Annotated in this window: 9 protein-coding genes; 4 read left to right on the forward strand and 5 right to left on the reverse strand. The window is 40.0% G+C overall.

Annotated features, from left to right (window positions below; all coding sequences use genetic code 11):
• Nucleotides 1-552: 552 nt before the first annotated feature.
• From B4U84_RS07295 to B4U84_RS07310, 4 genes are all read right to left on the reverse strand, one after another.
• Entirely contained in the window at nt 553-2,598 is a 2,046-nt protein-coding gene (locus B4U84_RS07295) for a ribonuclease catalytic domain-containing protein (RefSeq protein WP_131116520.1), read from the reverse strand.
• A 221-nt stretch (nt 2,599-2,819) separates the two neighbouring features.
• Nucleotides 2,820-3,035: a 30S ribosomal protein S18 gene (rpsR, locus tag B4U84_RS07300; protein ID WP_131116523.1), complete on the reverse strand. Its 216-nt coding sequence runs from the start codon at nt 3,033-3,035 to the stop codon at nt 2,820-2,822.
• A 6-nt stretch (nt 3,036-3,041) separates the two neighbouring features.
• Entirely contained in the window at nt 3,042-3,236 is a 195-nt protein-coding gene (gene rpmG, locus B4U84_RS07305; protein ID WP_071524727.1) for a 50S ribosomal protein L33, read from the reverse strand.
• Nucleotides 3,237-3,279: 43 nt separating this feature from the next.
• Complete coding sequence (locus tag B4U84_RS07310; protein WP_131116526.1) at nt 3,280-3,825, reverse strand: RDD family protein; 546 nt, start codon at nt 3,823-3,825, stop codon at nt 3,280-3,282.
• A 243-nt stretch (nt 3,826-4,068) separates the two neighbouring features.
• On the opposite strand from B4U84_RS07310, the gene B4U84_RS07315 reads away from it, so the two are divergent.
• The 4 genes from B4U84_RS07315 (at nt 4,069) to B4U84_RS07330 (ending at nt 10,919) form a co-directional block, all read left to right on the forward strand.
• Entirely contained in the window at nt 4,069-5,262 is a 1,194-nt protein-coding gene (locus tag B4U84_RS07315; protein WP_131116529.1) for an acyltransferase family protein, read from the forward strand.
• Between the two features lie 656 nt (nt 5,263-5,918).
• The gene (locus B4U84_RS07320; RefSeq protein WP_044450756.1) at nt 5,919-6,311 is read left to right on the forward strand and encodes a C6orf136 family protein; all 393 of its coding nucleotides are present in this window, start codon (nt 5,919-5,921) and stop codon (nt 6,309-6,311) included.
• Between the two features lie 38 nt (nt 6,312-6,349).
• A complete protein-coding gene (locus tag B4U84_RS07325) occupies nt 6,350-7,537 on the forward strand; it encodes a TRC40/GET3/ArsA family transport-energizing ATPase (protein WP_131116531.1) in 1,188 nt (395 codons plus the stop codon).
• An 844-nt stretch (nt 7,538-8,381) separates the two neighbouring features.
• A complete protein-coding gene (locus B4U84_RS07330) occupies nt 8,382-10,919 on the forward strand; it encodes a GAF domain-containing protein (RefSeq protein WP_044450759.1) in 2,538 nt (845 codons plus the stop codon).
• 17 nt (nt 10,920-10,936) lie between these two features.
• On the opposite strand, the gene B4U84_RS07335 is transcribed toward B4U84_RS07330, so the two are convergent.
• Nucleotides 10,937-12,112: an MFS transporter gene (locus tag B4U84_RS07335; protein ID WP_017308922.1), complete on the reverse strand. Its 1,176-nt coding sequence runs from the start codon at nt 12,110-12,112 to the stop codon at nt 10,937-10,939.
• Between the last annotated feature and the right edge of the window lie 39 nt (nt 12,113-12,151).

A 12,151-nucleotide genomic window follows, 5' to 3' on the forward strand; every position in this document is an offset into this window, starting at 1 on the left:
CTGGTTTGTCTTAGAACATATTAATGGTAGATGCACCCTGATAACAAACTCCCCTTGATAGCTGTCGGCTACTAGGGGATTTTTTTTATGTACAGAAACAAACATGTAGCCAAATTTCTGCACAAATTTATCCGGAGCATACTGGTTTTTCTCAGAACATATTAATGGTAGATGCACCCTGATAACTCGCTCCCCTTGATAGCTGTCGGCTACTAGGGGATTTTTTTATGTACAGAAACAAACATGTAGCCAAATTTCTGCACAAATTTATCCGGAGCATACTGGTTTTTCTCAGAACATATTAGTGGTAGATGCACCCTGATAACTCGCTCCCCTTGATAGCTGTCGGCTACTAGGGGATTTTTTTGCTCAGAAAAACACATGATAACGCATCTTGGCAAAAATTGCTCAGATGTTTGAAAACTTTATGTTTTGTTTGCACTTCAGATACATTTGTGTATGAGTTAATTGCAAACTAATTTATTTTATCATTTTTATTGTTAGCTACATCGTTAGTTTATGTTGTGATGTGGAAGCACATGTCATTGCTGCTTAGGCTTCTTGATAAATTACTTCCTGAAATTGAATTACATCTTTTTGTGGGTCAGCGTGGGAAACTTTCACTGCAACTTGTTCACCCAATTTTAAAGTACGCCGAAAGGACATTGGCAACTGCAAACCCAAATCTTCCAAAAGAATGAGTGCTAAACCACTATCTTCTCTCAACCACATCAATACTGTGGCGTGCCAAACGTTATCTGTACAACGGCGCAAGTACTCTAATGCCCAATATCTGTTAGTCTGCCGTTCTACCATTGTTACTTCTTGGGTGATGGTGCTGACAGTCATCATTACTTCTTTGAGCTGTTCGGCAGAAAAGGGGAGAATATCTCCGCGCAGATGTGCTTTGATCTGAAAATGGGTGAGCAAGTCGCTGTAGCGGCGAATAGGAGAGGTAGCTTGAGTATAAGTATCTAAGCCTAAACCAGCATGACGCACTGGTGTTATGCTCATTTCACTCTTAGGCATACAACGACGCATAGCACAGGCTCGGACAAAACCTGCTGGTAGTTGGAGTAATTCTTGTTCGGGGGGTAATTCTGGTTGGGGTTGACCACGAAAAGGTAGTGGAATTTTATGAACTTGACCATAACGGGCAGCAACTTCACCAGCTAGTATCATCATCTCTGCTACTAGTTGCCTGGAGAGAGAGTCGTCTAAAACATAGATGTTAATGTCGTCTTCTTTGACTTTAATCATCGCCTCCGGCATATTAATGCTGATGGCTCCTTGGGCATATCTCCAAGTTTTACGCTGATTTGCCCATTTGGCGATCGCTGCAATTTCTGGTTCCGCCTGCACGCCTAAGTCTAACACTTCGTCTACGTCTTCGTAGGTGAGGCGATAAGTCGGTTTAATCAAACTGGCATGAATGTCGTAATCTTCTACCGCCCCAGATGTATCTAAAATGATTCCAAAGCTCAAAGCACAGCAAACTTGTCCTTGCACCAAACTCATCGGTCCAGTTGCCAATATTTCTGGAAACATGGGTACCATACCAGTAGGTAAATAAACTGTGCTACCCCGCTTTCTGGCTTCTAAGTCTAACTCGTCTTCTGGCATCAAAAAGCGTGTTGGGTCAGCGATATGCACCCACAATTTTTCCCGCCCATCTGGAAGTTTCTCCCAACTCAAACCATCATCTATTTCTGTAGTACTTTCATCATCAATTGTGTACACTTTGAGATAGGTCAGATCTAAGCGGTTAGAATCTGGATCAGGTGGGGGTGATTGCCATCGCTGTTGCGACACTTCTAGTACCTTTGGAGGAAATTGAACTGGAATTGAGGAACGACGCAGAAATAAATTTTCATGAGGACTCCACCAACCCAAGTCTACCAATAATTGCAAGGCTCCTTGGGGTGTTGCAGAACGTCCTAGCATGTTCATCGTTTCCAGGACTGGTGCTGGCGGCGGATAGGCACGAGCCAGTGAGTCATAACTTAACCCTACACGCACAATATCGGCAAGCAGTGCGGCATATTTTTCTAAAGCTTCTAAGCGGTGGCGGTCATGTCTTTGCCACTCGACTGCTTCACCTTTGAGCGCTTGCTCGACACGAGTTAAAAATTCTTGTTGTCCTTTTGCTTTGAGCGCTTCTACTTCTAGTTGGTGTTTGCGTTCTGCTACCTGAGCTGCTGTGCGGGGTTCGTAAGAGTCTCCTTTTTGCTTGAAATAGATTTTATCGTCTGATAGCAAGCAATAAGCAGCGTAACACTGAGGTGCTTGTGAACCCGAAAACAGTAGATTTGCCATCGCTTGTGGCGTTACTGTTTCCCCATCCTCTACTAGTAGTTCCCAAGCTACTTCTAAACTTGATGGATCTAAGTAAGGCTTGATTTCTTCTAAAAAACTAGCAATTTGTGAGGATTTATAGCTTTGTCCGTTGACTGTGTAGGTGATTTGTCTAGGCGCGAGACTGTGAGATTGACCCCGTTCATCGATGACGAACCAACGGGTTTTACCGTCTGGACGATCTACCACACCCAAACGGCGATCGCCTTGAAGTCTAAATTCAACTAGCGTCCCCTTCTCCACAAGCCTCGCATCTTAATTAAAATTTTAGATTTTTGGTTTTAGATTTTGGATGAAATAACTTGCTATTAAATCCTAAATCTAATTGATTTTAAGCTTGACTCAACCGATTTTACACTTAACTTTCTTAGATTTTAGATTTTGGACTCAGAAACGCCAAGTGCAATGCTACGTAAACTCAGCTGATTGCTCTAAAATCCAAAATCCAAAAATTATGATTATACTTAGCCTTCTGCATTGATAAACGGCAACAAAGCCAAAATTCTAGCGCGTTTAATCGCTAATGTTAACGCTCGCTGTTGCTGACATGTCAATCCAGTGATTCGACGAGGTAATATTTTACCGCGCTCGGTAATAAATTTACGCAGCAGGTCTACATCTTTGTAGTCAATTGGTTCTCCCGGCTTAATCGGAGACAAACGACGACGGTAATAACTCATGGTTGCCTATTTAATTTCCTTATGAACGGTATGTTTGTTGCAGTGAGTGCAGAACTTTTTGAGTTCTAAGCGATTGGTGGTGTTACGACGGTTCTTAGTCGAGGTATAACGTGAAACACCTGGAGAGCGTTTATCTGGATTTGTACGGCACTCCGTACATTCCAGTGTCAGTATGATTCGGACACCTTTAGCCTTAGCCATAATTTTACAAACAATTAAGCCTGAGAATAATTAACACAAATATCTATCTTCGCACATTTCGTTGCAAAGTTTCAAGCATTCGCTTGACTTTTATATCTAGCGAATAGCCACGACTTGCCGAAACGATTATAGTCTTAGCATAGCGGTCATGCAAAGCTTGCCGCAGCTGGTTGTCAGATGCAGCTGTACCACAATCGATGGCTAAGGGAAGTATTAGCAGTATAGCAGTGGGATTGCGGATAATATTGCTGAAGGCGATCGCAAGTAAAAGCGCACCTAAACCAATGATCGCTTCTCGTTTCAAAAGAGCTTGTAAATCTGGGACTTTTCCCCGTTCAACTTCCAGTACTCTCATATCCAGAGCATACTGACCTAAACTTTGTCCCTGGTTGTTATACACAACTAATACTCGTAACACCAGCCAAGCGATCGCAAAAACTAGTATTTGGAGAAATTGAATCCCAAGCGCACTACTTCCTAACAAAGAGCTTACTGACCAAACAATCAAAAAATCAATCCCAAATGCCATAATTCGTCGCCCAAATTCAACTCTGGGATATTTTGGTGGGGGTCTGTGTTCAATAGCCATTCGATTTTAGATTTTGGATTTTGGATTGACTCTACTTAGAGCATAAAATATTGCATCTGTATAATTTTTAATAAGTATTTTTTGCTTTTTATATATTTTTAATCTTAAAAGTTTTTGACTCTAAATGTTGCGATCGCGATTTAACCAATTCTTAATTGAAGATAAGCATTTTTTATAAGCTAAATACAAAAAACATGAGTAATATTGAGTAAATCTCAAAATAACGAAAATAAAGTTGATTAAATGAGTAAATTAACAGATAAGACCCACGAGAAGAGAGTACATCTTCATTATCTAGATGGTTTACGTGGTTTGGCAGCTTTATACGTGGTTTTTTCCCATCTATGGGAATTACAAGGACATGATTTACCAGGGATATGGCTGAATTTTAGCAAAATTTTTAGATATGGACTTTTTAGTGTAGCTATATTTATTGTCCTTTCAGGATACTGTTTAATGCTGCCAGTAGCTCGTTCTCAAACGGGCTATATTTCCGGTGGTTTATTGAATTATATAAAGCGACGAGCGCGTCGAATATTGCCACCATATTATTCGGCATTGATATTGTCACTAATTGTAGGGATATTACTCACAATTTTAATTAATCTTCACTTTTTGTATTGGAATAATAACATTTGGGGACATTTTGAGCATAACTTTTCACTTTTTGATGTTGTTTGTCATCTATTTTTAATTCACAATCTTATTCCCAATGATGAAATTTATAAAATCAACGGGCCAATGTGGAGTGTTGCTACCGAATGGCAAATTTACTTCTTATTTCCTCTGATTTTACTGCCTATATGGCGGCGTTTCGGCTGGTTTTTAGTGATTAGTTTGGCTTTTTTATTAGGATTATTGCCTTATTATTTATCTCATGGATTAATCGGTAGAGCGCATACATGGTATCTTGGTTTGTTTGCTTTAGGAATGATGGCAGCAGATATTGGATTTTCTCAAAAACACTATTTGCAAAGAATCAGAAAATCACTACCGTGGGGTTTACTAGCCGCAATGTTTTTTGGGATAGCTTTATTAGCTGATATGTTGCAAAAATTTGGCTTAGAAATATGGGTAAATGAATTGTGTGTTGGTTTAGCTGCTGCGTGTTTGTTAGTCTATTGTACTAACTGCATAGTAGAAGAGAAAACACCACCTTTAGTATTAAAAATTTTGCAATCTCCTGGCGCGATCGCACTAGGAACATTTTCTTACAGCTTATATTTAATGCACTCTATAGTTTTAACTGTTCTCAATCAATATCTACATGCTTTACAATTTACCCCTCTCCAAAGAGAGATTATTTTCTATACAACTGGTTTGTCACTATCATTATTGATTGCCTATATTTTCTATTTAATCTTTGAGCGTCCGTTTATGTCTGGCTTCTTACAAAAACGGAAGGTTCAAGATGCTGTGAAAATCGATGGGAATTGATGAGTTGTAAATATTGAGAGAGCTAGTACTCTGACAACCTAACTTTGAGGGGTTAAATAAAAAACCGCAGAGGAAGCAGCGAAAAGTTTGAGCGCCGGCTTCCGGCGATCAAAGCTTTTCAAGAGAGAGAACGCAGAGGAAGAGGAGGAGAGGATAAGATGAGAAATTGGTTTACTCGGCAAAGATGACTTGCAAGACCACTAGTAGTCCGTCAAGCCAACTTTGCTAGGTAAACCAATTTTAGATTCACCTTCTTTTCCTCTTCTCTTGGCGTACTACCTTACGGTAGACACGTAGTGGCTTCCGCAGGTAGCCGCTTGCGCGTCTAAGGCGCCTTGGCGGTAGCCTACGGCAAGCCGCTGTCGCGTCTACATTCCTTTACCCCTCAAAGTTAGGTTGTCAGACCACTAGTACATCCCCCAATACGGTTCGGTTAAGAATTTTTCGTCATAATTTTGGATATGTAGAGACGCGATATATCGCGTCTCTACAGGATTTAAATGCCAATCGATTTGTCTTATCCGAACCGTATTGGTACATCCCCGACCATTCATGCGAAGTCGGGGATTTTGTTGTTCACGAGCAAGCATGAACTATTTGGGGATTTGAGGTAATCTCAAAATAAAGGATTGTCACATCAGGCTGTGTACTGAACTATGGATATCATTCAAATCCTGAAAGAAGATTATCAAAGATTTCCAGCAAATCAAACTTACAGTATCTACGCTGAAGAGGTTTATTTTCAAGACCAAGTATTTAAATTTCGGGGTATTCAGCTATACAAGCTGATGATTAAATTTATTGAGACTTTTTTTCTAAATCCCAAAATGGATTTGCATGATATTCAAAAAGAGGGAGACACAATTACAACTAAGTGGACACTCAGTTGGAATACTCCGCTTCCCTGGAAACCACGCATTTCTATCCCTGGTTGGAGTGAATTACGTCTCAACTCTGATGGTTTAATCGCTTCTCACATAGATTATTGGAATTGTTCGCGTCTAGATGTGATCAAACAACATTTCTCTGCTAAACAATCGATAATGTAAATAAATGTAAAAACCTCTCAGATAAAGCAGAATCATCCATGCGCGTAATTTTAATGACCGGGAAAGGTGGTGTAGGTAAAACTTCCGTAGCTGCTGCTACTGGATTGCGTTGTGCAGAACTTGGTTATCGTACCCTGGTTTTGAGTACAGACCCCGCTCACTCTTTAGCTGATAGTTTTGATTTGGAACTAGAACACGCTCCTCGGAAAATTCGCCCAAACTTGTGGGGTGCGGAACTAGATGCGCTACAAGAATTAGAGGGTAATTGGGGTGCTGTCAAGCGCTACATCACTCAAGTTTTACAAGCGCGAGGTTTGGATGGAGTACAAGCGGAAGAGTTAGCTATCTTACCAGGAATGGATGAGATTTTTAGCTTGGTAAGAATGAAACGCCATTACGATGAAGGCGATTTTGATGTTTTGATTATTGACTCCGCTCCAACAGGTACAGCGTTGCGACTGCTGAGTTTACCAGAGGTCGGTGGTTGGTATATGCGCCGTTTTTACAAACCGTTTCAAAATATTTCTGTTGCTCTGAGACCTCTGGTTGAACCTTTGTTTAAACCTATTGCTGGTTTTTCTTTACCAGATAAAGAAGTGATGGATGCACCTTATGAGTTTTATCAACAAATAGAAGCGCTTGAAAAAGTCTTAACTGACAATAATCAAACCTCAGTGCGTCTGATTACCAACCCGGAAAAAATGGTAATTAAAGAATCTCTTCGCGCCCATGCTTACTTGAGTTTATATAATGTTGCGACCGATTTAGTTGTCGCAAATCGCATTATTCCTAACGAAGTCCAAGACTCATTCTTTCAGAAATGGAAAGAAAATCAACAGCAATATCGTCAGGAAATTCACGACAATTTTCATCCTTTACCTGTGAAAGAAGTTCCTCTGTTTTCTGAAGAAATGTGTGGTTTAGCAGCCCTAGAACGATTAAAGGAAACTCTCTATAAAGATGAAGACCCCAGTCAGGTTTATTACAAAGAAAACACGATTAGAGTTGTACAAGATCACAATCAATACAGCTTGGAGTTGTATTTACCAGGAATTCCGAAAAACCAAGTTCAACTTAGTAAAACAGGTGATGAATTAAATATTACTATTGGTAATCATCGCCGAAATTTAGTTTTGCCACAAGCATTAGCTACACTGCAACCAGCAGGGGCAAAAATGGAAGATGATTATTTGAAAATTCGCTTTGCTGAGGCTGTAAATAGTTAATTTTTAGAGGTGGGTAATCCCCACTTCATCAATAATTTTGCAATTCAGTAAGTCGCACAAATAAAGCTAATTCGTGAGGATCGTCATTTGTCATTTGTCCTTTGTCATTAGTAAGCGTCAGGACTTACGCACGGGTCACAGAAAAATAAACCACAGAGACGCAGAGTACACAGAGGAATGAGAGTTTGAGAGGTTTTTTGCGTAAGTCCTATAATGATTGCAACATACAGCAGTTTTCAGGTAAATGAGGTACAAATTTAAAAAAAAGCCATATACCAAAAAACTTTCAACTCTGTTCACTGTTTAGAGTTCCCTGTTCCCTGCTGTATTTTTGGTAAAGACGCGATCGCACGCTAAATTTTGTCTCGAAAAACCTATAAAATCGTTGGGTTGAGGGATTAGACCCATGATTCACCAGCTACATCCGCATAAATTGTCGGGAAACTGGGTCTGTCAATATGAAGATGTTCTTAAATAAACTGTACAGACGGTTGCATTAACAATGTAGGTCGATACATTAACAATGCAGGTCGATACATTAACAATGCAGGTCGATACATTAACAATGTAGGTCGATACATTAACAATGTAGGTCGATACATTAACAATGCAGGTCGATACATTAACAATGCAGGTCATCCGATTTTGGAATCATTGGTCAGCAGTTCTTAATTAATATTTCTTAATGACATAGTAGATACACTAAATTGCTATTATGTTTCAATAAAAATTATATTAACTTTCGTATAAATTAAAACTAAGTTTTATTGATGCAGTATATATGATTATACACTGTTACTTAACTTTCTCTTAATCACAACTAATACGTCATTTTTTTTAACACATGCAGGTTATTATCAAGCCAGAAACCCTACGGCTTCGGATTGCCAACCGTATTCGTCTTTCTTCAGAATTGCAAGATGTTTTGACAACAACGGTAGCAGAATTACGCTCATTTCTTGAAAGCGATCGCGTCAAGATTTATAAATTCCATCCGGATCAAAGCGGTCAAGTGATTGCGGAATCTGTGGATAGTAATAAGTTACCTTCGCTACTAGGTTTAAATTTTCCCGCAGATGATATTCCGCCGGAAGCTAGAGAACTATTTATCAATTCACGGGTGCGCTCAATAGTGAATGTTGATAGTCAACAAATTGGTCGCATACCCCTATGTGAAGATTTGGAAGACGCAGAAAATTTTTCTGAACAAGACTTTTACCGTCCGGTAGATCCTTGTCATGTGGAGTATTTAACGGCGATGGGAGTTAAGTCTTCTGTTGTAGTTCCGATTATGCATCACAACCAACTTTGGGGACTGTTGGTATCTCACGATTCGGAATCTCGTTTGATTCCAGAATCAGAATTAGAAGTGTTACAAATGGTGGTTGATCAACTTTCCTTAGCGATCGCTCAAAGTACTCTGACTATCCAAGCCAAGGAAAAAGCCACAAGGGAAATCATCAGCAAACGTATTGCTACTCTGCTACATTCATTACCCACAATTGAGTATCAGTCAGCTTTAGCAGAAACCATTGCTGCTTTTGGTGGTTCTGGTGGTAGGCTTTGTATTAAAAATCCAGCCGTGATGGAAAGCTTTGCGGATTGTTTGCAACTTGATAATGAGCATATCAAAATTTATGCTTACGGCAAACAACCTGTGATCCCAGACCAGGCAAAATACAGACATATGGAGCAATATAACGTCTGGCAGGAACGCTATAAGTCTGGTAAATATCATATCTGGGCGATTTTAGACGTTTATAAAGTTCCTGGTTTGCGAACTTTGCAAGTTGCTTTTCGAGCCACCAAAATTCGCAGTATTTTAATGATTCCACTCAATTATCGTCAAGAATTGCTAGGATATTTAAGTATTTTTCGGGACGAAGTTGAAACAAAAATTCTTTGGGCGGGTGAATTTGACCCTGATGGACGACAACTGTATCCCCGTCAATCCTTTGAAGTTTGGCAAGAATCGAAAGCCGCCCAACCTCGTGAGTGGAGTGTCGAAGAAGTAGAATTAGCACGAGAGCTAGGTCAACAATTTGCCTTTGCAATTCACGAAAACGAGCAATCTCAACAAATACGAACGCTTGTTACCAACGCCAGCACTCCAGTTCAACAAGATACTACCAACTTAGAGCAATCGATCAAACAACAACAAGCTCTCTCAGAGGTGATTGCGAAAATCAGAACCTCTCTTGATATTGAAACGATTTTTCAAACGACGAGCAAAGAAGTTTGTGAATTATTACAAGCGGATCGTGTAAGTGTGTATCGCTTCAACAGTGATTGGGGTGGTGAGTTTGTCGGTGATTATGAGGTGAGTAACCCAGAGTGGTTACATTTATCTAAACTCGGCGTTAATACAGTTTGGAACGATACTTATTTACAGCAAACACAAGGGGGACGTTACCGCGATAATCAGACATTGGCGGTGGATGATATTTATCAAATGAAATTTGAGCAATGTCATATCCAACTTTTGGAACAATATCAGATTAAAGCCTTTGCGATCGCTCCGATTTTTGTTGGTGAACAACTTTGGGGTTTGCTAGCAGCTTATCAACACTCAGCCCCCCGCCATTGGGAATCTTCTGACATTCACTTCCTAACTCAAACAGCAGCTCAACTAGGAGTAGCACTCCAGCAAGCTGAATTACTTACAACAACAAAACAACAGGCTGTTGAATTGCAAAAGGTAGCAGAACAACAGCAGTTATTATTAGATGTGGTGACAAAAATTCGCGCCTCTCTCGATCTCGCGACGATTTTTCAAACGACTACCAAAGAACTTTGTCAATTACTGCAAGCGGATCGCGTGAGTGTTTATCGCTTTAACAATGATTGGAGTGGTGAGTTTGTCGGTAGTTTTGAAGCAGCTAATCCAGAGTGGTCAAATTTAGACAAACTTGGCATTAATAGTATTTGGCATGATACTTATTTACAAGAAACACAAGGGGGACGCTATCGCCACAATCAAACATGCGTCGTTGATGACATTTATCAAATGGAATTTACTCCCTGTCATATTGATATTTTAGAGCAGTTTCAGATCAAAGCCTTTGCGATCGCTCCGATTTTTGTCGGTCAAAAACTTTGGGGTTTGTTAGCAGCTTATCAACACTCAGCCTCCCGTCACTGGGATTCATCTGAGATTAAATTCCTAACTCAAATAGCAGCCCAACTTGGGGTAGCACTTCAGCAAGTTGAATTGCTTGCCAAAACCCAACAGCAAGCGGTTGATTTACGAAAAGCACTGGATGAATTGCAAGCGACAGGAGAACAGAAGCAGTTCTTGATTAGAGTGGTTGAAAAGATGCGGAAGTCTTTGACATTTTCTACATACGATCACGATATCGAGGACAATTCATCACTTAAGTAAAGTTTTCTAAAAGCAAATTAATCATTCTGCACATTCATATCTGCTTGCGACTTTACCCATAACAAGAAAGGAATTGCTAACAGTTGACTAATCACGGAAAAGCCAATTAAAACAGTAATTGACCAATCGTATAACACACCCATCATAGTACTACCTAAAAACCATGCCAAACCATAGCCAGCACTGAATATTCCATAAGCAGAAGCCCGTTTGTATTTTGGTACAATTCCAGCAATGGTAGCTTTTAAAATTGATTCTTGAGCGCCCATACCAATCCCCCACAAAATCATACCTGTAAGAGCAAAACTCGTGTTACCAGAAAAAGTTAATGGTGCAAATAAGCAGGAAATCAGCACTGCCAAAATCAAGATAAATATTCCACTGCGGTCAAATAATCGCCCAAATATCAGTGCAGCTATAGCATCAACGCCCATCGCCAATGCATAAATTAAAGGAATTATTAACCCAGAAGCAATTTCTTGTTTTTGTAAATGATAGGCAATGAGGGGAAAGTCTGCATATCCAGCTGCTACAAGGGCGACAGCACCCAAATAAATCCAAAAAACTTGTGGTAATTCTTCCTGCTGTTGGCTAGTTGTTTCTGCTTCTAAATCTTGGGGGTTTGGATATAAATAAGGCAATACCAATAGCATCATTAAACCCAAAATTGCTGGCACAATCAGAATGAGAAAACTATTTTGATAACCGCCCTGAAAATACAAAACAGCCGCAACAGCTAAAGGCCCCATAACTGCACCAGTCTGATCCATCGCTTCATGCAGTCCAAAGCCAAAACCTCTACCAATTTGGCTGACACCGTGAGACAGCAGTGCATCGCGGGGTGGTGTGCGAATAGCTTTACCTGTACGTTCAGCAATCATCAAACCAGCTGCAACTTCCCATCTACCTGCGAAAGCTAAAAGAGGGACGACAGCTGTATTTACAAAGTAACCAATAGTAGTAATATTCCAATATTGATGGGTTCTGTCACTCAAATAACCAATAGCAAGACGCAAACCGTAACCGACTAATTCCCCAAATCCAGCGATTAAGCCGACTAAAGTGCCACTCGCTCCCAAAGTTTCGAGATATGCACCTGTAATGCTACGCGCTCCTTCATAAGTAGCATCCGCACATAAACTGACAAAACCTAGTAAGATTACAAACTTTAAAGCAGTGGTGTTTTTTCCCATTCCCTAAATCTTTTTGATGTTTTACCCTTCCAATTGAAT

The sequence above is a fragment of the Westiellopsis prolifica IICB1 genome, from assembly GCF_004323185.1.
Taxonomy (GTDB): Bacteria; Cyanobacteriota; Cyanobacteriia; order Cyanobacteriales; family Nostocaceae; genus Pelatocladus; species Pelatocladus prolificus_A.